Origin of the sequence: Pseudobutyrivibrio sp., assembly GCF_017471675.1 — a bacterium.
GTDB lineage: Bacteria > Bacillota > Clostridia > Lachnospirales > Lachnospiraceae > Pseudobutyrivibrio.
Map to the genome: position 1 here is coordinate 48851 of NZ_JAFUSK010000031.1, position 26164 is coordinate 75014.

Sequence of the window (26164 nt, forward strand, 5' to 3'; positions counted from 1 at the left end):
AAAGCAAATAGGAGGATACTATGGCTCAAAACATACAAGAAATCAAAGAATCAAAGGCAGGGCTTGCTGCTAATATCATCGGAGCAATTGCATTTTTGGCACTTGGTATTTGTCTAGTGACACTTGATGTAAGCTTTATAGCTCGGATTATTTACTCATTTTCTATCCTTGCCATTGGCATTTTGTTTATATGCTTTGGTATGTATTACATGATTAAATACTTCTTTAATCACGAATATGTTAGGATTACAAGCTATGGATTTACCATGGGTGTTATTCTTGTAATTATTGGCGCTACATTTATTATCAACGCAGGCACTGTTTCTGCATTTATCGATGCATTGGTTTGCCTTATAGGTATTGTTTTTGGAGCTGTTATGCTTCAGCAATCTTTCGCACTGTTTCATATACAAAGAGGCTCATGGTTTATAAGCCTTCTTCTTGGGATAGCAACCATAGCTGCAAGCATTTATATTCTTCTTACTCCATTAAAGATATTTGATGGCGCTATTTTGTCAAGCATTTATCTTATTGTAGTAGGCGGATTTTCTCTGTTTTCACTGCTTTTAATGGTAATAGGTCTTAATGATCACAAGAAGGATTCAGACAGGATATTTAAGCGTAATATGGAAGAATCACCAATTGCTTCTAAGCAAAGGGTGGATGAATCTATTTTTGAGGATGAACCATCTTTTGATGTTAAGGAAGATACAGGCACTCAGCCAAAGGAAGGTAGCGACGACTTATTTGAGGAATAGTTTGTATGGCTAACATAGTAGATTACTTAAAATGGAGAGGGGATGTTCCTTTTGAAATATCCCCATTTAATGAGGTGGATGCACTGGTTCTTTGTGAGCTGGTGTATTCACCTTTTGATGGTTTAGTACCAGGTCCTGGCCATAAAGAAAAGATTTCAATTGAAGATTTATGCGATAAATTTTTTATGAAATTTACAGAGGATGAACTTTTAAGTAGAGCTGCTCTTACTAGATTAGCTCCTTTTATGTTAAAGGACTTAGCACATTCTAAAAGATTTGGTGGAATGAAAATTGCTGGATTTATGAACGAGGTTGATAATGAAAATCAAAGTCAATTTTCTGTCTGCACATTTTATGTTCCTGATGGCACTATATTTGTTGCATTTAAAGGTACCGACGATTCCTTGGTAGGGTGGAAGGAAGACTTTAATATGTGTTTTTCACCAGGAACCGGAGGCCAGCTGAAGGCTGTTAATTATTTAAATAACAGTCTGGCTAGAACTATGAAGCAAATTAGAATTGGTGGACATTCTAAGGGGGGTAATTTCGCTGTATATGGAAGTGCTTTTTGTAAATCTCATATAAAAGACAGCATAATTGACATCTATAATTTTGATGGTCCAGGTTTTATTCCTGAGCTTCTCAAAACAAAGGAATATAAACAGATAGTAAAAAGAATTCATAAATTTATACCTGAGGAATCCATTATAGGGCTTCTTATGTATACAAAATCAAAGACAATGGTTGTGGCAAGTAGCGCAAAGGGCATCAATCAACATGACCCAATGTCATGGCAAGTAGGTAGGACTTGTTTTGAATATAAGGACAAGGTTGCAGCCTCATCGGAAGTGATTGATGAAATTATTACAAAATGGTCCCTGCAATTTGATTATGAAACAAGAGCTGCGTTTGTGGATGTATTTTTTGCCTCTTTACAATCATCAGGTGCAACCAAAATGTCTGAAATTACTTCTAGTAAGGTAAGGTCAGTGGCTTCCCTTACAAAAGAGATTCAATCCCTTGACCCTGAAAATCAGGCGTTGGTTATTGATGTTTTTGTAAAACTGCTTACTTCTGGCGGTGATAGTCTTAAGAATACACTGCTTTCTAAGCTATCGAAAATTCCAATAATGAGAAAAAAAGAGAAATAAAGAGAAAACGAGAGTATTTGATAGGATTCTATAGAAATAGCTGCAAGATTTTTACTTGCAACTATTCCCGTAGAATCCTATTATACATCATGTAGTTAGCACTCGATGATAACGAGTGCTAATAAATAAAATTGATAATATAATTATAGGAGGTAATATAAAATGAAATTAGTTCCATTATCTGACAGAGTTGTTTTAAAGCAATGCGAAGCAGAGGAGACTACAAAGTCTGGTATTATTCTTGCATCAGCTGCTCAGGAAAAGCCACAGGAGGCACTTGTAGTTGCAGTTGGTCCAGGTGGGGTTGTTGATGGTAAAGAAATTACTATGCAGGTTAAAGAAGGACAGAAGGTTATTTATTCTAAATACGCTGGTACAGAGGTTAAGCTTGAGGGCGAGGAATATATCATCGTTCGCCAGAATGATATCTTGGCAGTTGTAGAATAAAATATTGTTTTCGCTTACAACATTTAACCCTAAAATTTATAGAAGAGAGGTAGATTAAAATGGCAAAAGAAATTAAGTATGGCGCAGAAGCTAGACAGGCTCTTGAAGCTGGTGTAGATAAATTAGCAAATACAGTTAGAGTAACAATCGGACCTAAGGGACGTAACGTAGTTCTTGCAAAGTCTTACGGTGCTCCACTTATCACAAACGATGGTGTTACTATTGCAAAGGATGTTGAGCTTGAGGACGCATTTGAGAACATGGGTGCTCAGCTTGTTAAGGAAGTAGCTACAAAGACAAATGATGTTGCAGGTGATGGTACTACAACAGCTACAGTACTTGCTCAGGCTATGGTTAAGGAAGGTATGAAGAACCTTGCTGCAGGTGCTAACCCAATCGTTCTTAGAAAGGGTATGAAGAAGGCTGTAGAGTGTGCTACAGAAGCAATCGTTGGCATGTCTAAGGCTGTAGATGGCAAAGAACAGATTGCAAGAGTTGCTGCTATTTCTGCTGGTGATGACGAAGTAGGTCAGATGGTTGCTGACGCTATGGAGAAGGTTTCTAACGATGGTGTTATCACAATCGAGGAATCTAAGACAATGGCTACAGAGCTTGACCTTGTTGAAGGTATGCAGTTTGACAGAGGTTATATTTCAGCTTACATGTGCACAGACATGGATAAGATGGAAGCTAACCTTGATGATCCATATATTCTTATTACAGACAAGAAGATTTCTAACATCCAGGAGCTTCTTCCAGTATTAGAGCAGATTGTTCAGTCTGGTGCTAGACTTCTTATTATCGCTGAGGATATTGAGGGTGAGGCTCTTACAACACTTATCCTTAATAAGCTTCGTGGTACATTTAACGTAGTTGCAGTTAAGGCTCCAGGTTATGGTGACAGACGTAAGGAAATGCTTCAGGATATCGCAATCCTTACAGGTGGTCAGGTAATCTCTGAAGAGGTTGGTCTTGAGCTTAAGGATACTACACTTGAGCAGCTCGGCCGTGCTAAGAGTGTTAAGGTTAACAAGGAAAACACAGTTATCGTCGATGGTATGGGTGATAAGGCAGCTATCGAGGCTCGTGTTTCACAGATTCGTGGTCAGATTGAGGAGACAACATCTGAGTTTGATAAAGAAAAGCTTCAGGAAAGACTTGCTAAGCTTGCAGGTGGTGTTGCAGTTATCCGCGTAGGTGCTGCTACAGAAACAGAAATGAAGGAAGCTAAGCTTCGTATGGAAGATGCTTTAAATGCTACTCGTGCAGCTGTTGAAGAAGGTATTATCGCAGGTGGCGGAAGCGCTTACATCCATGTTCAGAAGAAGGTTGCTGAGCTTGCAGATAAGCTTTCTGGTGATGAGAAGACAGGTGCTAATGTAATCGTTAAGGCTCTTGAGGCTCCACTTTTCTACATCGCTGCAAATGCTGGTCTCGAAGGCTCAGTTATCATTAACAAGGTTCGTGAATCTGATGATAGCATTGGATTTGATGCATACAACGAAGAGTATGTTGAGATGGTTAAGTCTGGTATTGTAGATCCTGTAAAGGTTACACGTACAGCACTTCAGAACGCTGCATCTGTTGCATCTACACTTCTTACAACAGAGTCAGTTGTTGCTGATATCAAAGACCCTGCTGCTGACGCCGCTGCTGCCGCTGCTGCCGGTGCAGGCATGGGTGGTATGTACTAAAATAGAGGATAAGGTGAATATATTAAATACTTTCACTGAATGTTCAGTGGAAGTATTTTTTTTTAGAAATATTATTCATCTAAAACAATAAATTTAGTAATTAAAAATTTGCGTTAAAAATTTTTATCAAATATATGAGAAATTAATTAAAAAAATATTGCGCTTAGTGAGGGAAATGTGTAAAATTACTCAACAAAGGAGGTGAAGTGAAATGAAAAAGGAATACAAAAAACCAGAAATGCATTGCATTTTATCTTGGGGTCGTCATGGTTTAATTGTTTCACAACATGAATGTGAAAATAGTGATGCCGTAAAGAACCAAGAGAAGGCAGCTTAGCTGTACTAATTTTTTACTTAGCGCGAATTTAATTCGCGCTATATTTGTGCTGGAGGATATGTATATGAATGAATATATAAAAAAGCCCTATTATGTGGATTTATCAGTAACACCTTTTTGTAATTTAAAATGTCCTTTTTGTTCTGCTGGTGCGGCAGGAAGAATGAATGATAGCAAAAAAGCGCCATTTACGCTTAGTAAACTTGAGGATATTTTTAATCAATTAGATGAGAATGATGTTATGCGAGTTAGTTTAGAAGGTGGAGAACCTTTTACTAGATCAGATATTATAGATGTATTAAATTTAGCAGATAAACACAATTTTTGGTATATGATTAATACAAACGCTACATTGATAACAGAGGAATTGGCAAAGAAGATTTCAAAAACTAATGTTGATAAGCTTTGTATTAGCATAGATGGACCAGAAAAAATACATGATTTATCTAGAGGAAGTGTGGGAAGTTTTAATAAAATGAAAGAAGCTGTGGGATATTTAAATAAATATAATGTTTCTATGGATGGCATCATAACTTTAACTAATATAAATATAGACTATTTATTTGAGACACTAGAATTAATAAAAAATATGGGTATTAGTAATGTGGCAATAATGCTATTGGCATCTGTGGGGAAAGCATTTTGCAATAAGCATAGCGTGGAAGTTAATTACAATGACTGGAAAAAAGTTTATTTAAAGTTAACTGATTTAAAGAAAGAGGATAAATTACCTGTTAATGTTAATATTGTTCCAACAGGAGAAGCAACTCATCCATGGATGCTTTATTTACCATTACATGAAGAACACAGAGAAGATGATTTAAAATTGTTGTTAAGTCCAAGTGCTATTAGTACAATTAATAATAATAGATTTGCATGTACTGCGGGAACAGACAATTTTGCTATTGATGGATATGGTAATGTATATGGATGTAGTCTTATGTATACTGAAAAAGACTTAATAGCAGGTAATGTATATGAAAATTCGATTACAGATATATGGAATAATTCTTCGATATTTAAAAAATTAAGAGAAATAGAAATCGATGATGTAAAAGGGGATTGTGCTGAATGCGAATTTCTTAGTGTTTGTCGTGGCGGTTGTCGAGTTTGTTCTTATGCAGTTAGTAAGGACTTATATTCCTCAGATGTTCGATGCCCAAAATGTGAAAGGAGCTTATAATGGTAAATAAATTAAATCTAGACGAATCATGTAAACCGGTATTTATTAGAAATGACGGTGATCAGTTTATTATATCATCAGGATTAGGGTTGAACTCCACAAGTGAGATTGGTGCTAGAATTATGTTGGGCATAAATAACGGTCTCAGCATATTAGAAATAAAGAATGAATTATTGGAGACATATGATGTTGAAGAAAAGGATTTATGTTTGGACATGATTGATTTTCTAATATCCCTTAACGAATTACAAATTATTTCAGATAGCAAAGCGAAATTTTATATTAATGAGTTGAGGTTGGTGTAATGGATTTTGATTTAATAAAAAAAATTAATACAATAGCTATTCCTGGGATTCTTTCGACATTATTAAATACAATTTTTACCCTTGCTGATGAAGCAATAGTAGGACGATTGGATGTTGATGGATACACAGCAGTTTCTATTTCTGCAAATTTAATATATCAAATTATCGGAAACATTGGTGTAATATCTATTGTATTTGCGATAATGTTTGCAAAGAGTATAGGCTCTAAAGATGAGAAAAAATGTAATGAAATATATAATTCATTAATTACTATATCAAGTATAATAGGAGTTATTATTGTTTTAATGTCTTGCCTCATAGGAAAAACACTTTTAAGACAGATTTATGGAATTTCTGGCTCTATACTTAATGAAGCACATTTATATCTTTGTATTGCTTCTTTTACAGTTGGATTAAATCTTATTTGTTTTATTATGTCTTCTTTTTTTAAGAATATTTTTAAACCTCGCATTACTCTTTTGGCAACTGGGCTATCTCTTCCTATAAATTTTTTTGTTGATTACATTTTAGTTTTCGGAAAATTTGGATTTCCTAAAATGCGTGTGGCTGGAGCTGCTATTGGAACGGTAGTTGGTGTTCTTGTTGAACTTTCAATTTTTATTATTTATTTTGTTAAAGAAAACAAAATTAAGTTTAAATTCTGTATTTCATTAGATGTGTTTAGCAATGCTATAAAGATGTTTATTCCTTTACTAGGACAAGATATAATTGAAAACACACTGTTTATAATAATTGTTGGAGCAATTATTACAAGATATAGTACGGCTTTATTTGCATCATATTCTGTGATTGTAGCTATAATTACGAGCATAAATATAATTATATATGCATACGCGGGCGCCACTATGACTATAGTGGGGCAATCTTTTTCGGATAAAGATAAAAGAAAAAAATGCCTTATTATACCTCTGTATACTTCTATATTGATATTAATAATATATTTACCACTATTGATATGCTCGTTTTTATTTCCAAATCAAATTTGCGGATTGATAACTAATCAAAGTTTGATTATTAACACTGCTGTATCGATTTTATCTTTTGCTTTTATAATGAATTTACTTAATATTCCGTGTCAGGTATATAAGTATGCATTGCAATCAATGGGAAAAGAAAGATACACTTTCGTTTCTACAGGAGTATCATCGGTTATTTCATGTTTATGCTTATATATATTTGTGGATTATTTTAAACTAGAATTATATGGCGTTTTTTGTGCTTATGGCATATTGTATGTAATACTTAATATATTATTTATTAAAAAATATATTTATGCTCTTCGGCAATGATTGTATTTCTTTTAGTTATTAATTGTGTTAAAATATCACTTGCGTTTAAATTAGTAGTTGAGGTGAATTATGAGCAAAGTAGCAATACTTACAGATAGTAACAGTGGCATTACACAGGCAGAAGCCAAGGAGCTTGGTGTTTATGTTATTCCAATGCCATTTTATATTAATGAACAGTTATATTATGAGGATATTGATTTAACACAGGAACAATTTTACGAGAAGCTGACACAGGGTGGAGAAATCACTACTTCAATGCCAATCACAGGTAATCTTATAGATTTATGGGATAAGCTTTTAGAGGACTACGATCAGGTTGTATACATTCCTATGTCTTCAGGTCTTTCTTCATCTTGTGCTACAGCTAAGATGCTTGCTGAGGATTATGATGGTAGAGTTGTAGTTGTTGACAATCAGCGTATTTCTGTTACTCAGAAGCTTTCTGCACTTGAGGCTAAGAAGCTTGCTGATATGGGCAAATCAGCTCAGGAGATTTGCGACGCTTTAATGGAAATTAAGGCAGCTTCTACAATCTATATTACAGTAGATACTCTTGAATATCTTAAGAAGGGCGGACGTCTTACTCCTGCAGTTGCAGCTATTGGCTCTTTACTTAAGATTAAGCCAGTGCTTTCTATTTACGGAGAGAAGCTTGATAAGTTTGCAATGGCCCGCACTATGAAGCAGGCTAAATCTATTATGATAGATGCATTAAAGAAGGATATGAAAAATGTTCTTCATACAGATAACTTGGATGATGTGATTATTTCTATTGCACACACTAATAATCTGGAGGCTGCTGAGAAGTTTAAAGAAGAGCTTTTAGCAGAGTTCCCAGGTAAAGAAATTTGGATTGATCCGTTATCACTTTCAGTTTCATGTCATATTGGACCAGGCGCTTTAGCTTGTACAGTGACTAAGAAATTGATTGATATAAATTAAATATTGTTTTAGGAGGATTGTTATGGTTAAAGCAGTTGTAGGCGCCAATTGGGGCGATGAAGGCAAAGGTAAGATTACTGACATGATGGCAGCTGATGCAGACATCATCGTACGTTTTCAGGGTGGTGCTAATGCAGGACACACTATCGTAAACAATTATGGTAAGTTTGCACTTCACACATTACCTTCAGGAGTTTTTTATAATCATACAACAAGTATTATTGGAAACGGTGTTGCACTTAACATCCCTGTTCTCATTAAGGAAATCAAGTCTATAGAGGAGAAAGGGGTTCCAGCTCCACATATACTTGTGTCAGATAGAGCTCAGATTGTTATGCCATATCATATCCTTTTTGACCAGTATGAAGAAGAGAGATTAGGTAAGGCTTCATTCGGTTCAACAAAGAGCGGTATTGCACCATTTTATTCTGATAAGTACGCTAAAATCGGTTATCAGGTTCAGGAGCTTTTTGATGAAGATTTACTTAAGGAAAAGGTAGTTCGTACATGTGACCAGAAGAACGTTCTTTTAGAGCATCTTTATCACAAGCCACTTCTTACACCAGAGGAATTACTTAATACTCTTCATGAATACCGTGATATGATTGCTCCTTATGTATGTGATACATCAGCATACTTATGGAATGCAATCAAAGAGAACAAGACTATTCTTTTAGAGGGACAGCTTGGTACTCTTAAGGATCCTGATCATGGTATCTATCCTATGGTTACATCATCATCAACACTTGCACCTTATGGATGTATCGGTGCTGGCATTCCTGCACAGGAGCTTAAGCAGGTTGTTACTGTATGTAAGGCATATTCATCTGCTGTTGGTGCTGGCGCATTTGTTTCAGAAATCTTTGGAGATGAGGCTGATGAACTTAGACGTCGCGGTGGTGACGGTGGAGAGTTTGGCGCCACAACAGGTCGTCCTCGTCGTATGGGATGGTTCGATTGCGTTGCTTCTAAGTACGGGTGTAGAATGCAGGGTACAACAGATGTTGCATTTACAGTAGTTGATGTTCTTGGATACCTTGATGAAATTCCTGTATGTGTTGGCTATGAAATTGATGGAGAGGTTACTACAGACTTCCCTGTTACATCTAAGCTTGAAAAGGCTAAGCCAGTACTTAAGACACTTCCAGGTTGGAAGAGTGATATTAGAGGTATCAAGAAATACGAAGATTTACCAGAAAACTGTAGAAAGTACATTGAGTTTATTGAGAAGGAAATTGGATTCCCAATTACAATGGTTTCTAACGGTCCTGGAAGAGAAGACATTATTTATAGATAAACAGATTAAAGCCGTCGTTTGACGGCTTTTTTGTTGCAAATTTTTCATATTTGATGAAAAAAATGTGAAAATAAAAATTTAGCGTAGGAAAAGGGATATAATATCTACATGTATTACTAGAATGTCAATTTATTTAAAGGAGGGTGTTATGTGGTCAATTGGTGAAATTAAAGCAAGAGGTAAGGCGGCATTTAAGGCAAACTATTGGAACTCTGTTATAGTTGCATTTATACTATCAATATTAACAGCAGGTTCTTCAGTTGCAACAAGAAATCAGACAGGTTCTGAGGATGTGCAAGAAAGCTTACTTGCAGCTGATCCGATGGTATTGCAAATTATAGCAGGCGGATTATTTGCCATCATGATTGTATCTTTATTGCTTAGAATTTTTATTTTTAATCCACTTCAGGTTGGAGGTTATCAATTTTTTAAAAAGAATGTGACAGAAGGGCATGCAACTCTTGGTACAATAGGTGAGGGCTTCAGTGGATATGGACATACTTTTATTACATTGTTACTTAGAGATATATTTTTAGCTTTATGGTGCTGTTTATTTGTGATTCCGGGATTAATAAAGAGCTATTCATATAGAATGGTTCCATATATTATAAAAGATAATCCAGAGCTTTCTGCTACAGAGGTTATTACAAAATCTAGAAAGATGATGGATGGACATAAATGGCGTGCATTCTTGCTTGATTTGTCATTTATCGGATGGCTGCTTCTTTCTTTAGTCACACTTGGCATTGTGGGATTATTATGGACTAATCCTTATATGCAAAATACTAATGCTGCATTATATCAGGAATTATCTAAGAATAATTAGTGTTAAAAATTATGGACATAATTAAAAAAGACCTTAGTCATAAAAGATTGAGGTCTTTTTTATAATTAGAGTTATTAATTTAGGAATTAAATTTTTATATTTCTGATTAGGAAAGTAAGGCTGTATTTAAGGAGAAAGTGATGAAAGCTTTTATTTTAAAATATTACAAATTGTTAATTCTATTGATAGCTATTGGATTGTTAGCTGTTTTTTTACTAATCACCTTTAACCACAAATCTCCAGCAAAAATGATTAAGGACTCTCAATCCAGCCATGAATCTGCCAAAATTCTTGATGAAGCAAGTGAAATTGAGGATGAAGGGGAATATGTAATCAAAATGGATAAAAACGAAGTATATAGCTTTCAGATGACAGACAATAAGGATATAATTCTTAATTTTGAGAGGAAAGCTGATAAGTGGATTTATTCTGATGATACATCTATTGAACTGAATCAAGAGAGAGTTGATAAAATATTAAATTACCTTACTGATGTAAGATTTTTGAATGTTATTGCTTTAGGGGATGATAAGGAAAGTGACAGCTATGGGCTAAATCAGGATTCTCCTGTTTATGTAATAAAAGATGCTAACGATTATTCTACTTATATATCCCTTGGCACTGTTGATGAAAAAACAGGGCAGGTATATTTTGCTTTAAATTATGATTTTTCCAATATATATGTTAATAGTGGAAAGCTGGCTGGCCTGCATTATTATTCTATTACAGATTTGGTTCAATAAATCAAATTTAGGTTAAAGAAAAATCTTAATTAAAGATATTATTTACTTTGTTTACAATAAAATCAAACTGTGCTATCATAGTTCAGGTATTAATTTTACTGTAACTCAGGTTTTGGACACTCCGACCTTTACCTTAGTTACGGCATATATATTAATTAGGAGGTAGTAAAATGATTACAAAAGAAAAGAAACAGGCTATTATCAATGAGTACGCTAGAACAGCTGGTGACACAGGTTCTCCAGAGGTTCAGATTGCTGTTCTTTCAGCACGTATCGCTGAGCTTACAGAGCATCTTAAGGCTAACCCAGGTGATCATCATTCACGTCGTGGTATGATGAAGATGGTTGGTAAGAGAAGAAACCTTCTTGCATACCTTAAGAACACAGATATCGAGAGATATCGTTCAATCATTGAGCGTCTTGGCTTAAGAAAGTAATCTATAGGAGCGGAGTACTATTACTCCGCTCATTTTCTTATGAAATCGGTTTATAGCAAAATCCGAAGCCACTGAATTAGGAGCGATGATATGGAAGTTTGTTATCCGCGCTTCGTTTTCAGTAGTTTCGGGTTGATGCTTAAATAATATAATTGAAGGAGAAAACCATGAAGACTTTTACAATGGATTTAGCTGGTAGAACACTTCGTGTTGATATCGGCAGAGTTGCTGCACAGGCTAATGGCGCAGCATTTATTCAGTATGGTGAAACAACAGTATTATCTACTGCTACAGCATCTGATAAGCCTCGCGATGGTATCGATTTCTTCCCACTTTCAGTTGAGTTCGAAGAGAAGACATACGCTGTTGGTAAAATCCCAGGGGGCTTTAATAAGAGAGAGGGAAAGGCATCAGAGAATTCTATCCTTACAGCACGTGTTATTGATAGACCAATGAGACCTTTATTCCCAAAGGATTATCGTAACGATGTTACACTTAACAATATGGTTATGTCTGTAGATCCACAGTGCAGACCTGAGCTTGTTGCAATGCTTGGTGCTGCAATTTCTACATGTATTTCTGATATTCCTTTCGATGGCCCATGTGCTATGACACAGATGGGTATGATTAATGGTGAATTTATTGTTAACCCTTCACAGGAGCAGTGGGATAAGGGCGACCTTAAGCTTACAGTAGCTTCTACTAGAGAAAAGGTTATCATGATTGAGGCTGGTGCCAACATCATCCCTGAGGACAAGATGATTGAGGCTATTTACAAGTGCCACGATGTTAACCAGACAATCATCGCATTTATCGATGAAATGGTTAAGGAATGTGGTAAGCCAAAGCATGAATATACATCATGCGCTATTCCTGAGGAGCTCTTTGCTAAGATGAAAGAGATTGTTACTCCTGAGGAAATGGAAGGCGCTGTATTCACAGATGAAAAGCAGGTTCGTGAGGAGAATATCCGTAACATTACAGCTCGTCTTGAAGAGGCATTTGCAGATAACGAGGAATGGCTTGCAGTTTTAGGCGAAGCTATTTATCAGTATGAAAAGAAGACAGTACGTAAGATGATTCTTAAGGATCACAAGCGTCCAGATGGTCGTGAAATCACTCAGATTCGTCCACTTGCTGCTGAGGTTGATATTGTACCACGTGTACATGGTTCATCTATGTTCACTCGTGGACAAACACAGATTTGCGATGTTGTAACTCTTGCACCTTTATCAGAGGCTCAGAAGATTGATGGACTTGATCCATTTGTTACTGAGAAGAGATATATGCATCACTATAACTTCCCTGCATATTCTGTAGGTGAGACAAAGCCATCACGAGGACCAGGACGTCGTGAAATTGGACACGGAGCACTTGCTGAGCGTGCACTTTTACCTGTACTTCCTAGTGCAGAGGAGTTCCCATACGCTATTCGTGCCGTATCTGAGACATTTGAGTCTAACGGTTCTACATCAATGGCTTCAACATGCGCATCATGTATGTCACTTATGGCTGCTGGTGTTCCAATTAAGGCTATGGTTGCTGGTATTTCTTGTGGTCTTGTTACAGGAGATACAGATGATGATTTCGTACTTCTTACAGATATCCAGGGTCTTGAAGATTTCTTCGGAGATATGGATTTCAAGGTTACAGGTACTAAAGAAGGTATCACAGCAATTCAGATGGATATTAAGATTCACGGTCTTACTCGTCCAATCGTTGAGGGCGCAATCGCAAGATGTCGTGAAGCTAGATTCTTTATCATGGATAACTGCATGAGCAAGGCTATTGCTGAGCCACGTGCACAGGTTGGTGAATATGCACCTAAGATTATCCAGCTTTCAATTGATCCAGAGAAGATTGGTGATGTTGTTGGTCAGCGTGGTAAGACAATCAATGAAATCATTGCTAGATGTGATGTTAAGATTGACATCACTGATGAGGGCAATGTTTCTATCTGCGGTACAGATGCTGCTAAGATGGATGAAGCTAAGCGTATGATTGAAATCATTACAACTGACTTCGAGCAGGGCCAGATTCTTACAGGTAAAGTTGTAAGCATTAAGGAGTTCGGTGCATTTATCGAGTTTGCCCCTGGTAAAGAGGGAATGGTTCACATTTCAAAGATTGCTAAGGAAAGAATTGATAGAGTAGAAGATGTACTTACACTTGGCGATACTGTTAAGGTTGTATGCCTTGGCAAGGACAAGATGGGACGTATCAGTTTCTCTATTAAGGATGTACAGTAAAATTATTTGATTTATTTTGCGCCTGGCATTTTATGTCAGGCGCATTTTTTAAGGGAAAGCTATGTTACTTAACGTATCACATATATACAAATCATTTGGTGAAGAAAACATTATAAGGGATGCTACATTTACTGTAGATGAAGGCTCTAAGGTTGCTATAGTAGGCAATAACGGTACCGGCAAATCAACTTTATTAAAGGTAATCATTGGAGAGCTTACTCCTGATGAGGGTGAGGTAACTCTTAAAAAGGATGCTACCTTTGGATATTTAGCCCAGTATCAGGAGGACCATTATGGCACTAACATCTTGGATACCGTTTTAAATGCCAGGGAAGATTTACTTTCTATGGAAAAAAGGCTTTCAGAAATGGAAGCTAAAATGAGCAATATCCCAACTGATGAAATGGCTGCATTTATGGATAATTATCACAAAATACAGCATCAGTTTGACTTGCAAGGGGGATATACCTTCCGCTCAGAAGCTATTGGTATCCTAAAGGGATTAGGCTTTGAGGGAGATGATTTAAACAAGAGTATGAACGAGCTTTCAGGTGGTCAAAAGACACGTGTAAGCCTTGGTAGATTACTTGCTTCATCACCTGATTTATTACTTCTTGATGAGCCTATTAACCACCTTGATTTAAATTCTATTGTTTGGCTTGAAGGTTATCTTGCTTCGTATAAAGGGTCAGTTGTTATTGTTGCGCATGATAGATATTTCCTTGATAAGATTGTTGATCATGTGGTTGATTTATCTTACGGCAAAACTGCTGTATACACAGGAAACTATTCTTCTTATGCTGAGCAAAAGGCTTTGTTTCAGCTTACCTACGAAAGATCCTATGAAAAACAGCAAAAGGAAATCGAGCATCAAAAGGCAGTAATAGAAAAGCTACAATCATTTAACAGGGAAAAATCCATAAAAAGAGCGGAAAGTAGAAAGAAACTTCTTGAAAAAATGGATATAATGGATGCTCCCGATAAGGATTCAGATGGAATGCGCTTAACCCTTGAGATAGAAAAAGAAAGCGGTAAGGATGTTTTAGAATTTTCTCATGTAACTAAATCATATGATGATAAAAATATCTTTACTGATTTATCATTTGAGGTTCATAAAGGGGATAGGATTGCGATCCTTGGAGATAATGGTACAGGTAAGACTACAATTCTTAAATGTATTAACGGCTTAACACCTTTTGAATCAGGAGAAATCAAATTTGGTGCTAATGTTACTGTTGGATATTATGACCAGGAACAGCAGGGGCTAACTGAATCTAATACCATATTTGATGAATTACATGATGCATATCCTTTCCTTACTGAAACAAAGGTAAGAAATACTCTGGCTGCATTTATGTTTACTGAAGATGATGTTTTTAAAAGAATCAGCGAATTATCAGGTGGCGAGCGAGGTCGTGTTTCCTTGGCTAAGCTTATGCTTTCCAAGTCCAATTTCCTGATTCTTGATGAGCCAACGAATCATCTTGATATGGATTCAAAGGAAAAGCTAGAGGATGCTTTAAATGAATATGATGGTACTCTTTTATATGTAAGTCACGATAGATATTTTGTTAATAGAACAGCTAATATTATTTTAGAGCTTTCAGATGGTGGCTTCACAAAATATCTTGGTAATTATGATGACTACATTGTAAAAAAAGAGCAGTTATACGGCCCTGGCAATTCTACTTTAGATTCAAGTAGTGATTCAGAGGAATCTGCAGCAAAGCTTGACTACAAGGAACAAAAGAGAATTGAAGCTCAAAAGCGCAAGCTTCAAAACGAGATTAATAAAATAGAAGATGAAATCGAAAAGCTTGAATCAGAAAAGGCTAAGCTGGAAGAAGAGTTTGTAAAGCCTGAAAACATGACTAATTCTGCCAAGCTAAATGAGCTTTCTGCAAAGCAGGCAGATATTGATGGAAAGCTTGAAAATCTATATGAAAAATGGGAAGAGTTAAATATGAACTAGTCAGCCCTATTGTTAAAATCTTGACATAGTTTTATCTGAATTTTATAATTATATTACAGTTCACTGAGGAGGCGTTAGATTTGGATAAACAGATATCACAGGCGGTTATCAGAAGACTACCTAGATATTATAGATATTTGGGTGAGCTTTTGGACGACGGTGTTGAAAGAATTTCATCTAATGATTTAAGCAAACGTATGCATGTAACTGCATCACAGATTAGACAGGACCTTAACAACTTTGGTGGCTTTGGTCAGCAGGGTTATGGATATAATGTGGCATATTTGCATGATGAGATAGGCAATATATTAGGTGTTAATGATACGCATAATGTTATAGTTATTGGAGCAGGTAATTTAGGTCAGGCTATAGCAGGATACGTTAAGTTTGAACGTGTAGGCTTTAAGATAATTGGTCTTTTTGATGTAAACCCTGAGCTTAAGGGCAAAATGGTAAGGGATTTACCTGTACAGATGCTTGATGAATTACCTGAATTTATTAAAAATAACAATGTAGAGATAGCAGCTCTTACATTACCTAAGCAAAACGCTAAGAGTACAGCTTTAAAGCTTGTTTCTTTAGGTGTTCATGCTATCTGGAATTTTGCTCATGTTGATTTAGATGATATACCTGATGTAGTAATCGAGAACGTACATCTTTCTGATAGTTTAATGCAACTTTCTTACAATATTACACAGCATAAAAAGTAGGTGATTTTATGTCTGAAAAGGATTTTTCTAATGCTTTAGCTAATATAAAGATTCCAATTCTTATATTGGATCAAAAGTGGCATAGGCTTTTTGCTTTGGGCGGTAAGCCAGAGTCTGTAAAAGAGCTTGAATCTAAGGAAAACGACTTGATTAAGCGTGAGGCAGAGCTTAAGCAGGAACTTAAGGATTTAAAGAAGGTTAAGGAAAATCTCATGGCATCGGTGATGTCTAATATGGAAGGCACATCGGATTTGGTTTCCAAAAAGCTGGATGATGATAAAAGATTGCTTGAGGAATGCAAAGAACGTATTGCAAGTAACGAGGACGAGCTTCTAGATATACCTAATCAAATAGATGAAGTAAATCATGAGCTTATGCTTGCCACTATGGATTATTGCTATGATAAGCTCCGCACTAATTCCAATGAAGCTGAGGAAATAACCGAGTGGATAAAGGATGTTAGGGTTAAGCTTAAGAAAAATGTTATAAGAAAGCATAATAGAGAGATTAATAATAAAGAAATATATTCCTATATGCATGATGTTTTTGGCATGGAGGTGCTTAATCTTTTTGATATGCAAAATGGTCAGTTTTATATTGGTAGCATTGATGATAAAGAGGCTCCAGCTAAGGAAAAGGCTGACGATAAGGATAAGGATTTGTCCAATGTGGAATTAGAAGACATAGATTTGGATGCTGTTGCAAAAGAAACAAAGGCTGACGAGGAAGCTTCTAAAGAAATTGTAGAGGAATCTGTTGAAGAATCAGCGTCAGAAGAATCCTAGAATCCCAAAATTCACGAAATTTTTAAAGACTAAACACTATTATGTTTAGTCTTTTTTATTTAGGTATGTTATCATATTATAGTAATATTTATGTATAGAAAGGAGTTTTTATGGAAGACGGGTCGAATCCCTATTTGTTAATTGTTTTTATTATTATTGCATTAATTGAATTTGCGCTACTTATTATTTTTTACCGCAAATCCAAGCAGGAAAATGTAACAGAAGAAGATGTTATTTCACTGGTGAATGAAGGTCATGAGGATGGCAATATCCTAGCCTCTGAGGCTGCTATGATTCAAAATATCTTTGAGTTTTCTGATACGGATGCAAAAGATATTATGACCCATAGAAAGAGTATTGTTGCTATAAATGGCGATTGCACCTTAAGAGAAGCTATTAGCTTTATTAATGAAAATAACATGAGTCGATATCCTGTATATATTGATGAGCTGGATAATATCATTGGTATATTGCACATTAAGGATATTTTAATGTACTACGATAAGGATATTGATAATTTAAAAGTGAAGGATTTGAAGGAACTTTTATCTGTAGCTGAATTTGTTCCAGAGACACATGGAATCAACACATTATTTGCCAAAATGCAATCTAAAAAAAGGCACATGGTGATTGTTGTTGATGAATACGGCCAGGTATCAGGATTACTTTCTTTAGAGGACATCCTTGAAGAAATAGTTGGTAATATTGAGGATGAACATGATGAAGAAGAGGCTTCTATAGAGGTTAAAACAGAAGATTCATACCTTATGGATGGCTCTACCACTTTAGAAGAAGTGGAAGAAATGCTTGGAACCAAGTTTTCTAATGATTATGAAACCTTAAATGGCTATTTGGTTTCCTTGTATGGTAAGATTCCAGAGGATGGTAAATCCTTTACATTAGAGGATGAAAACTATGTTTTTTATATTAAAAACGTGACAGATAAGGTAATTGACGGAGTTTACGTTAGAAAGAAAAGGCACGTTGAATAAAAAACTGTTATTTGATATAATTTTTTAGATTCACAATAGAAAAGAGGTATTAATTTTATGTCAGGACATTCAAAATTTGCTAATATTAAGCACAAAAAGGAAAAGAATGATGCTGCAAAGGGTAAGATTTTTACAATAATTGGTCGTGAAATCGCTGTCGCAGTAAAAGAGGGCGGCCCAGACCCTAACAATAATTCTAAGCTTCGCGATGTAATCGCAAAGGCTAAGTCTAATAACGTACCTAATGCTACAATCGAAAATGGTATTAAGAAGGCAGCTGGTAACATTGATGCTGTTAACTATGAGAACGTTACTTACGAAGGCTATGGCCCAAATGGTACAGCTATTATTGTAGATTGCCTTACAGATAACAGAAATCGTACAGCAGCTAATGTAAGGAATGCATTTACTAAGGGTGGCGGAAGCATTGGCACACCTGGTTGTGTATCATTTATGTTTGATAACAAGGGGCAGATTATCATTTCTAAAGAAGATTGCTCTATGGAAGCTGACGATTTAATGATGATAGCTCTTGATGCAGGAGCTGAGGATTTCTCAGAGGAAGAGGATTGCTTCGAAATTTATACAGCACCAGATGATTTTTCTGCTGTAAGAGAGGCTCTTGAGGCTGAGAACATTCCTATGGCTGATGCTGAGGTTACAATGATTCCTCAGACTTATGTTGAACTTACTGACGAGCAGGATCTTTACAAAATCAATAAGATTTTAGATCTTCTTGATGAAGATGATGACGTGCAGAATGTTTATCATAACTGGAATGAATAAATAAAATAAGAGGGGTTGAGTACTGATGAATAAGATACTTTTTGCGGCAAGCGAATGTGTACCATTTGTTAAAACTGGCGGATTGGCAGACGTTTGCGGAGCTTTACCAAAGGAGTTTTCCAAGGAATACTTCGATGTTAGAGTTGTTTTACCATACTATACATTTATACCTGAGAAATACAAAAAGGATTTTAAATTTTTAACTAGCTTCCATATGAATATGGGACCATTAGTTGGTACTAAATACGTAGGTGTTTTTGAATACGAGCTTGATGGTGTTACATTTTACTTTATAGATAATCACGATTATTTTGATTGCTTTTATCCATATTCAGAGGATAGATGGGATCTTGAAAAGTTCATCTTTTTCGATAAGGCTGTACTTTCAATGCTTCCACTCATTGGTTTTCAACCAAATCTTATTCACTGCCATGATTGGCAGACTGGTTTTATCCCAGTATATCTTAAGAATGATTTCCAAGGAGATCAGTTCTTCTGGGGGATGAAGTCGGTTATGACTATTCATAATCTTAAGTTCCAGGGTATGTGGGATACTAAGACAGTAGCTGGTATTTCAGGTTTATCTATGAATCTTTTCACACCAGATAAGCTTGAATACAAAAAATGCGGTAATATGCTTAAGGGCGGACTTGTATATGCAGATTACATAACAACAGTTTCTTCTACATATTGCGAAGAGATTCAAATGCCATATTACGGCGAAGGCTTAGATGGCTTGCTTCGTGCACGTCACTATGATATGCAGGGCATTGTTAACGGCATAGATAACGATTTATACAATCCAGCTACAGATGAAAAAATCTATAAGAATTTTGATATCAAGACCTTTAGAAAAAATAAAAAAATTAACAAGACTAAAATTCAAGCTGATTTGGGCTTAGAAGTAGATTCTAAGAAATATATGATAGGTTTGATTTCACGTCTTACAGACCAAAAGGGTCTTGATTTGATTAACTACTGTATTGAAGGAATCGTTGACGATTTCACACAGCTTGTAGTTATTGGTACTGGCGAATCTAAATATGAGAATATGTTTAGACACTACGCTTGGAAGTACCCTGAGAAGATTTCTGCAAATATTTGCTATGATGACAATCTGGCTCATAAATTATATGCTGCTGCAGATGCATTTTTGATGCCATCCAGATTCGAGCCATGTGGCTTGACACAGCTGATATCATTTAGATATGGAACAGTTCCAATTGTAAGAGAAACAGGTGGGCTTTCTGATACAGTTGAAGCATATAATGAATATATGAAGACAGGAGATGGTTTCTCATTTGCTAATTATAATGGTGATGAGTTGCTTAATACTGTTAACTATAGTAAATATATTTATTTTGAGAAAAAAGCTCAGTGGAACAAGATGATTGAGCGTGGTATGAGCAAGAACTATTCATGGTCTGTTCAAAAAGAAAAATACGAAAATATTTATAACTATTTAATTGGTTGATAAATATATATTAGCAAAAGAGAATAGTTTAACTATTCTCTTTTGAATGTAGAGGTTATATTTTGGCACAAAAAGGGACGAATAATTCTAAAAGAAAATCAAATAGCAAAAAATCCCAAAACACAACAAGGAATACTACTAAAAGAAAAAATACTAGAGTTAAGGCTGAAGAATTAGAATTTGAGGATCCATTTTTTGAAGATTCTTCAAAGGAAATTATCCTTTGGGGTTCCTTAGTACTGTGTATTTTACTTTGCATAAGCAATTTTGGAATTGGCGGAATGGTTGGAAATGCAGTATCCAACTTTCTGTTTGGTGTTTTTGGTGTAATTCAATTTGTATTGCCATTCATGGTGGCATTTTCTGCATTTTTCATTATTTCTAACTATGGCAATAAGGTTGCAGTGGCTAAGGTTGTAGCAGGCACTGTACTATTAATATTTATTAGTGTTTTTGTTGAGCTTATTTTTAATGGACAAAGTATTCTTAATCCTTTAGAAGCTTTTTACTTTGCTAAGGAGCATCATTATGGCGGCGGCTTAATTGGCGGTGCTATTGTGTTTGCTGTTTTTGATAGCTTTGGGCTTCTTGGGGCATATCTTATTGATATTATCATAATGATTGTATGTGTAATTATTATTTTAGAGCGTTTCGCTTTTGATAAGGTTCAGCAATCTTCCAGATATCATGCAGATAGAGCAGCAGCTAAAAGAAGAGCCAGAAGAGAACGACAGCTTTTAGAAAGAGAAGCTAATCAAACCAGATTCAATGATAATCGTCAGGCTATTATAAATAAAATAAATGATGATATTGCTTTAGAACAGCAACAGATGAATCAAACTGAAGGTAACAGAAGAGACAGAAAGCATACAGGAATCACCAGCAACACAACACTTATGCCTGATTACTCGGATATTACTGCGGGCGGAGATGTTAATGAAATCAAATTTAACCTTGCTGAGGGTGAGTCTGATGTTGAGGTTACAAAAACAAAACGCCATAAGCTAAAGGCGTTTGACAGAAAATCAAGAAGTACTCATTCATTTAAGAATCTTGATTCAGATATTGATAATAACGAAAATATAGCAGTGGTGTCACAACAGGCTGTAGCTACTCCTATTATTGCAGAGCCTGAGCCTATAGTTTATCAGGCACCTGTTATTAATACACCACCAGAGCCTCCTGTTCAGGAGCCGGTAAAAGAGCCTGTAGAAGAGGCTGTAGTAAATGAAGCACCAGTAAGAAGAGCTAAGGCTTCTTCATCTACTAAAGAAGAGATTGAAAATTCATCAGAGTCACTTCGTACTTCTATTGAGGCCGACAAAAAGAAAACTAATAAGCCATATAAATATCCACCACTTACTCTGTTAAATGACGCTAAAAAGGGTAGCGGGGATTCTAAGGAATATTTACAGGAGATGGCTGGCAAGCTTCAGCGTACTCTTGGTAACTTTGGCGTTCAGGCTAACGTTACAGAGGTTACCCTTGGCCCATCAGTTACAAGATATGAGCTTGAAATCGCAGAAGGCACCAGGGTATCTAAGGTAGTTAACTTATCAGATGATATTAAGCTGAACATGGCAGTTACTGACGTTAGAATAGAAGCTCCAATTCCAGGTAAATCTGCAATTGGTATAGAGGTTCCTAACAAAGTAAAATCTATGGTTGGCTTTAAAGAGCTGGTTGCTTCAAAAGAGTTTAAGAATGCTAAATCTAAAATATCCTTTTGCGTTGGTAAGGATATTTCAGGTTCAGTTATTGTTGGAAACATTGAAAAGATGCCTCACCTTCTTATTGCAGGTGCTACAGGTTCAGGTAAATCAGTTTGTATTAACACCATTATCATGAGTATTCTGTATCATGCTAAGCCTGATGAGGTTAAAATGATAATGGTTGACCCTAAGATGGTTGAGCTTTCAGTATACAATGGTATTCCACACCTTCTTCTTCCAGTTATTACTGATGCCAAGAAGGCTGCTGGTGCTCTTCATTGGGCTGTAAAGGAAATGACGGATAGATATGAGCTTTTGGCTGCTGCAGGGGTACGTAATATCGAAGGCTTTAATGAAAAGGTAGAAAGCGATGCCCTGCCTGATTCTATTCCAGAAGAAAAAAGGGTTAGAATGTCTCAGCTTGTTATTATACTTGACGAGGTTGCTGACCTTATGATGGTTGCAGCTGCTGACGTTGAGGATTCCATTGTTAGACTTGCGCAGCTTGCCCGTGCTGCAGGTATTCATTTGATTATTGCAACACAAAAGCCTACTGTAAATGTAATTACAGGTCTTATTAAGGCTAATGTTCCTTCTCGTATAGCATTTTCTGTTTCATCAGGAAATGATTCGCGAGTTATCCTTGATATGAATGGTGCAGAGGATTTGCTTGGTAATGGTGATATGTTATATGCTCCACAAAATCTTTCTAAGCCTATTCGTGTTCAAGGTGCTTTTGTTAGTGATGAAGAGGTTAGTGCAGTTGTTGATTTCTTGAAAAATAACAACGATTCAGCAGAATATAATTCTGATATAGAAACTCAAATTCAAAACTCTGAGGCAGGCAGTGGTTCAGTGTCTATATCTGGGGAACCGGATAATTCCAGAGACCAACTATTTAATGAAGCCGGACGCCTTGTTATAGAAAACCAAAAGGGTTCCATTGGATATTTACAAAGGAACTTTAGGATTGGATTTAACAGAGCAGCTAGAATCATGGATCAGCTGGCAGAGGCTGGGGTAGTTGGCCCTGAAATGGGTACTAAGCCTAGAGAAATTCGCATGTCCATTTCAGAGTTTGAAGAACTAATAAATGCACAATAAAAGGGAGTCATGCAAATGAAGACAGACATTCAAATCGCACAGGAAGCAAAAATGGCTAATATCAAGGATGTAGCGGCATTACTTGATATTACAGAGGATGATTTAGAGTTATACGGAAAGTATAAAGCTAAATTATCCGATGAATTGCTTGCAAAATTAGAGGGTAAAAAGGATGGTAAGCTTGTTCTTGTTACAGCAATCAATCCTACACCTGCCGGTGAAGGTAAAACTACTACATCTGTAGGACTTGGCCAGGCAATGGGTGTTCTTGGTAAAAAGGCTTGTCTTGCTTTAAGAGAACCATCTTTAGGACCTTGCTTCGGTATAAAGGGCGGAGCGGCAGGTGGCGGTTACGCACAGGTTGTTCCAATGGAGGATTTGAACCTTCACTTTACAGGTGATTTTCATGCTATTACATCTGCAAACAATCTTCTTGCAGCTATGCTTGACAATCATATTCAGCAGGGTAATTTACTTGGTATCGACCCTAGACAAATCGTTTGGAAGAGATGCCTTGATATGAATGATAGAGTCCTTAGAAATATCGTAGTTGGTCTTGGCGCAAAGGCTGATGGTATGGTAAGAGAGGATCATTTCGTTATTACAGTTGCCTCTGAGATAATGGCGATTTTATGTCTTGCCAATGATATGCATGACTTAAAGGATAGATTAAGCAAGATTATTGTTGCTTATACTTTTGATGGAAAGCCTGTTACTGCTGGTGATTTGCAGGCTACAGGTGCTATGGCGGCACTTCTTAAGGATGCTCTTAAGCCTAACCTTATTCAGACATTAGAGCATACACCTGCTATTGTACATGGTGGACCATTTGCAAATATTGCCCATGGCTGTAACTCAGTTCGTGCAACAAAGGCATCTATGAAGCTTGCTGATATTACAATTACAGAGGCTGGCTTTGGAGCTGACCTTGGCGCTGAGAAATTCTTTGATATTAAATGTAGAATGGCAGGACTTAAGCCTGATGCAGTAGTTTTAGTAGCTACAATTAGAGCGCTTAAGTATAATGGTGGTGTACCTAAGACTGACCTTACTGCAGAAAACCTTGATGCATTAAAGAAGGGTATTGTTAATCTTGAAAAGCATATAGAAAACCTTCAGAAATATAATGTACCTGTAGTTGTTACACTTAATTCATTTATTACAGATACTGATGCAGAGACAAACTTTGTTAAAGAATTTTGCGAATCTAGAGGATGTGAATTTGCTCTTTCTGAAGTTTGGGAAAAGGGCGGTCAAGGTGGCGTAGAGCTTGCTAAGAAGGTTCTTGACGTACTTGAAAATAAAGAGAGCAACTTCAAACCATTATATGAAGATGACCTTTCATTAAAGGATAAGATTTCTAAGGTGGCAACAGAGATTTATGGAGCCAAGGATGTATCTTATTCACCAGCGGCTGAAAGAGAGCTAAAGCGTATTACAGATCTTGGCATGGGCAACTTCCCTGCATGTATGGCAAAGACTCAGTATTCTTTATCTGATGATGCAACTAAGCTCGGAAGACCAGAGGGATTTACATTAAATGTTAGAGAAGTATATGCTTCTGCAGGTGCAGGCTTTGTTGTTGCTGTAACAGGCAGCATTATGACTATGCCGGGTTTACCAAAGCAGCCTGCTGCAAATAATATAGATGTAACTGATGATGGAGTTATTACAGGATTATTCTAAAATATGAATTGTAAAAAATGTGGAGCTGAAATTGAAAATGGATTAATGTACTGCCCAAAATGCGGGGAGTCTATTCAGCTTGTGCCTGATTACAATGTTTTAGAAGAAGAACTTTTATCAAAAGTTGTAGAAGATAAAAACAAAAATAAAGATGACAAGTTTGCTACTGGAGTATATAAGCCGATTGAAAAGGTTGAAAATAATGTTTCAGTAGAAGCACCTAAAACCAGTTCAACAGAATATGAGCCTAAGGTTTTCACTAAAAAGATTCGTACCCTGCTATTTATAGCTATAATCATTGTTGCAATCATAGGAGCATTAATGATTATTCCTTATGTGGGTAGTCACTCCTACGACAATATTATGAATATGGCTGTGGATGCAGAAAACAACGCTCAGTATGCTAAGGCCTTAGGCTATTATGAAGAAGCCTATACAATAGATGACAGCTCATATGAGGTTATTTATGGACTGGGAAGAATGTATTACAGGGTAAAGGATTACGAAAAGGCAGTCTCATTTTTGGAGCAGGCTCTTATAATTGATCCGGATAATAAAAAAATATATACATATCTTCTTAATTCACTTAGCGCTTTAGATGACACTGCTAGAATTTATGAACTGGCTCAGGGTGCTACAAATGATGAAATTAAAGAGCTCATTAGTGCATATATTATGATGCCACCATCATTTAGTTATGAGGCTGGCACGTATGATAAGGATTTCTTATTACAGCTTTCTACCAATGGTGATTACCAAATATTTTATACAGTAAACGGTAAGAATCCAACTACATCAGGCAAGCTTTATTCAAAGCCTATACCAATAACAGAAGGAACCACTGTTGTTAAAGCTGTTGTGCAAAATGAAGCGGGAGAATATTCAGATGTTGCTATAGCAGAGTATACAGTTGCTTACAAAAAGCTGGCCCTTCCTGTTGTAACACCAACTGATGGTGTATACAATGAAAAGGTTATGATATCAATAGATGTGCCAGAGGGGTGTAAGGCATTTTACACCTGGGATGGTACAAGCCCTACAAAAAACGGAATACAATATATTGACCCATTCCCAATTTTGGAGGGTACAAGCGTATTATCTGTAGTTATTGTTGATGAGGATGGTAATGTTAGTCCTACATATCATGGCAACTATATTTACCAACCATGGATTTAACAAATATTTCACATTTAATACTCTATTTAAACATAATTAATTAGTACAATAGCATCATCTCAATAAGAGATACATTTTTCATAACATT

At 36.2% G+C, this 26164-nt stretch carries 23 protein-coding genes; all 23 read left to right on the forward strand.

Going from position 1 to position 26164, the window contains the following annotated elements; genetic code table 11:
• Positions 1–20 precede the first annotated feature (20 nt).
• The 23 genes from IJ535_RS05615 to IJ535_RS05725 all read left to right on the forward strand — a co-directional run bounded on the left by IJ535_RS05615 (position 21) and on the right by IJ535_RS05725 (position 26076).
• A complete protein-coding gene (locus tag IJ535_RS05615; protein ID WP_294299916.1) occupies positions 21–758 on the forward strand; it encodes a DUF308 domain-containing protein in 738 nt (245 codons plus the stop codon).
• A gap of 5 nt (positions 759–763) precedes the next feature.
• The gene (locus tag IJ535_RS05620; protein WP_294299925.1) at positions 764–1909 is read left to right on the forward strand and encodes an Mbeg1-like protein; all 1146 of its coding nucleotides are present in this window, start codon (positions 764–766) and stop codon (positions 1907–1909) included.
• Between the two features lie 162 nt (positions 1910–2071).
• A complete protein-coding gene (locus tag IJ535_RS05625) occupies positions 2072–2356 on the forward strand; it encodes a co-chaperone GroES (RefSeq protein ID WP_294299932.1) in 285 nt (94 codons plus the stop codon).
• Positions 2357–2415: 59 nt separating this feature from the next.
• On the forward strand, positions 2416–4050 hold the full coding sequence (gene groL / locus IJ535_RS05630) for a chaperonin GroEL (RefSeq protein ID WP_294299935.1): 1635 nt from the start codon (positions 2416–2418) through the stop codon (positions 4048–4050).
• 211 nt (positions 4051–4261) lie between these two features.
• On the forward strand, positions 4262–4387 hold the full coding sequence (locus IJ535_RS05635; protein ID WP_294299938.1) for a hypothetical protein: 126 nt from the start codon (positions 4262–4264) through the stop codon (positions 4385–4387).
• 64 nt (positions 4388–4451) lie between these two features.
• Positions 4452–5570 (forward strand): radical SAM/SPASM domain-containing protein, encoded by a 1119-nt coding sequence (locus tag IJ535_RS05640; protein WP_294299941.1) that lies wholly within the window; start codon positions 4452–4454, stop codon positions 5568–5570.
• A complete protein-coding gene (locus IJ535_RS05645; protein WP_294299943.1) occupies positions 5570–5875 on the forward strand; it encodes a hypothetical protein in 306 nt (101 codons plus the stop codon). Before IJ535_RS05640 ends, IJ535_RS05645 begins: the two co-directional genes overlap by 1 nt.
• A complete protein-coding gene (locus tag IJ535_RS05650; RefSeq protein ID WP_294299946.1) occupies positions 5875–7185 on the forward strand; it encodes an MATE family efflux transporter in 1311 nt (436 codons plus the stop codon). The genes IJ535_RS05645 and IJ535_RS05650 overlap by 1 nt, the downstream gene beginning before the upstream one ends.
• A gap of 69 nt (positions 7186–7254) precedes the next feature.
• On the forward strand, positions 7255–8127 hold the full coding sequence (locus IJ535_RS05655) for a DegV family protein (RefSeq protein WP_294299951.1): 873 nt from the start codon (positions 7255–7257) through the stop codon (positions 8125–8127).
• A 22-nt stretch (positions 8128–8149) separates the two neighbouring features.
• A complete protein-coding gene (locus IJ535_RS05660) occupies positions 8150–9424 on the forward strand; it encodes an adenylosuccinate synthase (protein ID WP_294299954.1) in 1275 nt (424 codons plus the stop codon).
• 148 nt (positions 9425–9572) lie between these two features.
• Positions 9573–10250 carry a DUF975 family protein gene (locus tag IJ535_RS05665; protein ID WP_294299957.1) on the forward strand — a complete coding sequence of 226 codons (678 nt, stop codon included), beginning with the start codon at positions 9573–9575 and terminating at the stop codon, positions 10248–10250.
• A 140-nt stretch (positions 10251–10390) separates the two neighbouring features.
• Positions 10391–10993 carry a DUF4340 domain-containing protein gene (locus IJ535_RS05670; protein ID WP_294299959.1) on the forward strand — a complete coding sequence of 201 codons (603 nt, stop codon included), beginning with the start codon at positions 10391–10393 and terminating at the stop codon, positions 10991–10993.
• A gap of 170 nt (positions 10994–11163) precedes the next feature.
• Positions 11164–11430, forward strand: a complete 267-nt coding sequence (rpsO, locus tag IJ535_RS05675; RefSeq protein WP_028243780.1) for a 30S ribosomal protein S15 — start codon at positions 11164–11166, stop codon at positions 11428–11430.
• A 167-nt stretch (positions 11431–11597) separates the two neighbouring features.
• On the forward strand, positions 11598–13679 hold the full coding sequence (locus IJ535_RS05680) for a polyribonucleotide nucleotidyltransferase (RefSeq protein ID WP_294299962.1): 2082 nt from the start codon (positions 11598–11600) through the stop codon (positions 13677–13679).
• A gap of 61 nt (positions 13680–13740) precedes the next feature.
• Entirely contained in the window at positions 13741–15651 is a 1911-nt protein-coding gene (gene abc-f / locus IJ535_RS05685; RefSeq protein WP_294299966.1) for a ribosomal protection-like ABC-F family protein, read from the forward strand.
• Between the two features lie 80 nt (positions 15652–15731).
• Positions 15732–16361 (forward strand): redox-sensing transcriptional repressor Rex, encoded by a 630-nt coding sequence (locus IJ535_RS05690; RefSeq protein ID WP_294299971.1) that lies wholly within the window; start codon positions 15732–15734, stop codon positions 16359–16361.
• A gap of 8 nt (positions 16362–16369) precedes the next feature.
• Positions 16370–17146 (forward strand): hypothetical protein, encoded by a 777-nt coding sequence (locus IJ535_RS05695; RefSeq protein WP_294299974.1) that lies wholly within the window; start codon positions 16370–16372, stop codon positions 17144–17146.
• Positions 17147–17256: 110 nt separating this feature from the next.
• On the forward strand, positions 17257–18138 hold the full coding sequence (locus IJ535_RS05700; RefSeq protein WP_294299977.1) for a hemolysin family protein: 882 nt from the start codon (positions 17257–17259) through the stop codon (positions 18136–18138).
• A gap of 57 nt (positions 18139–18195) precedes the next feature.
• Entirely contained in the window at positions 18196–18924 is a 729-nt protein-coding gene (locus IJ535_RS05705; RefSeq protein ID WP_294294944.1) for a YebC/PmpR family DNA-binding transcriptional regulator, read from the forward strand.
• 25 nt (positions 18925–18949) lie between these two features.
• Positions 18950–20398 (forward strand): glycogen synthase, encoded by a 1449-nt coding sequence (locus tag IJ535_RS05710; RefSeq protein ID WP_294299980.1) that lies wholly within the window; start codon positions 18950–18952, stop codon positions 20396–20398.
• Between the two features lie 62 nt (positions 20399–20460).
• Positions 20461–23214: an FtsK/SpoIIIE family DNA translocase gene (locus IJ535_RS05715; protein WP_294299982.1), complete on the forward strand. Its 2754-nt coding sequence runs from the start codon at positions 20461–20463 to the stop codon at positions 23212–23214.
• Positions 23215–23229: 15 nt separating this feature from the next.
• Complete coding sequence (locus IJ535_RS05720; protein WP_294299985.1) at positions 23230–24900, forward strand: formate--tetrahydrofolate ligase; 1671 nt, start codon at positions 23230–23232, stop codon at positions 24898–24900.
• 3 nt (positions 24901–24903) lie between these two features.
• Complete coding sequence (locus IJ535_RS05725) at positions 24904–26076, forward strand: chitobiase/beta-hexosaminidase C-terminal domain-containing protein (protein WP_294299988.1); 1173 nt, start codon at positions 24904–24906, stop codon at positions 26074–26076.
• The last annotated feature ends 88 nt before the right edge of the window (positions 26077–26164 follow it).

What these genes read in the sequence shown, in the direction of transcription:
- IJ535_RS05615 (WP_294299916.1), top strand. Translation starts at nt 21, where the DNA reads ATGGCTCAAAACATACAAGAAATCAAAGAATCAAAGGCAGGGCTTGCT.
- IJ535_RS05660 (WP_294299954.1), top strand. Translation starts at nt 8,150, where the DNA reads ATGGTTAAAGCAGTTGTAGGCGCCAATTGGGGCGATGAAGGCAAAGGT.
- IJ535_RS05670 (WP_294299959.1), top strand. Translation starts at nt 10,391, where the DNA reads ATGAAAGCTTTTATTTTAAAATATTACAAATTGTTAATTCTATTGATA.
- IJ535_RS05655 (WP_294299951.1), top strand. Translation starts at nt 7,255, where the DNA reads ATGAGCAAAGTAGCAATACTTACAGATAGTAACAGTGGCATTACACAG.
- IJ535_RS05635 (WP_294299938.1), top strand. Translation starts at nt 4,262, where the DNA reads ATGAAAAAGGAATACAAAAAACCAGAAATGCATTGCATTTTATCTTGG.
- groL (WP_294299935.1), top strand. Translation starts at nt 2,416, where the DNA reads ATGGCAAAAGAAATTAAGTATGGCGCAGAAGCTAGACAGGCTCTTGAA.
- abc-f (WP_294299966.1), top strand. Translation starts at nt 13,741, where the DNA reads ATGTTACTTAACGTATCACATATATACAAATCATTTGGTGAAGAAAAC.
- IJ535_RS05725 (WP_294299988.1), top strand. Translation starts at nt 24,904, where the DNA reads ATGAATTGTAAAAAATGTGGAGCTGAAATTGAAAATGGATTAATGTAC.
- IJ535_RS05700 (WP_294299977.1), top strand. Translation starts at nt 17,257, where the DNA reads ATGGAAGACGGGTCGAATCCCTATTTGTTAATTGTTTTTATTATTATT.
- IJ535_RS05645 (WP_294299943.1), top strand. Translation starts at nt 5,570, where the DNA reads ATGGTAAATAAATTAAATCTAGACGAATCATGTAAACCGGTATTTATT.
- IJ535_RS05710 (WP_294299980.1), top strand. Translation starts at nt 18,950, where the DNA reads ATGAATAAGATACTTTTTGCGGCAAGCGAATGTGTACCATTTGTTAAA.
- IJ535_RS05705 (WP_294294944.1), top strand. Translation starts at nt 18,196, where the DNA reads ATGTCAGGACATTCAAAATTTGCTAATATTAAGCACAAAAAGGAAAAG.
- IJ535_RS05720 (WP_294299985.1), top strand. Translation starts at nt 23,230, where the DNA reads ATGAAGACAGACATTCAAATCGCACAGGAAGCAAAAATGGCTAATATC.
- IJ535_RS05695 (WP_294299974.1), top strand. Translation starts at nt 16,370, where the DNA reads ATGTCTGAAAAGGATTTTTCTAATGCTTTAGCTAATATAAAGATTCCA.
- IJ535_RS05620 (WP_294299925.1), top strand. Translation starts at nt 764, where the DNA reads ATGGCTAACATAGTAGATTACTTAAAATGGAGAGGGGATGTTCCTTTT.
- rpsO (WP_028243780.1), top strand. Translation starts at nt 11,164, where the DNA reads ATGATTACAAAAGAAAAGAAACAGGCTATTATCAATGAGTACGCTAGA.
- IJ535_RS05665 (WP_294299957.1), top strand. Translation starts at nt 9,573, where the DNA reads ATGTGGTCAATTGGTGAAATTAAAGCAAGAGGTAAGGCGGCATTTAAG.
- IJ535_RS05640 (WP_294299941.1), top strand. Translation starts at nt 4,452, where the DNA reads ATGAATGAATATATAAAAAAGCCCTATTATGTGGATTTATCAGTAACA.
- IJ535_RS05625 (WP_294299932.1), top strand. Translation starts at nt 2,072, where the DNA reads ATGAAATTAGTTCCATTATCTGACAGAGTTGTTTTAAAGCAATGCGAA.
- IJ535_RS05650 (WP_294299946.1), top strand. Translation starts at nt 5,875, where the DNA reads ATGGATTTTGATTTAATAAAAAAAATTAATACAATAGCTATTCCTGGG.
- IJ535_RS05680 (WP_294299962.1), top strand. Translation starts at nt 11,598, where the DNA reads ATGAAGACTTTTACAATGGATTTAGCTGGTAGAACACTTCGTGTTGAT.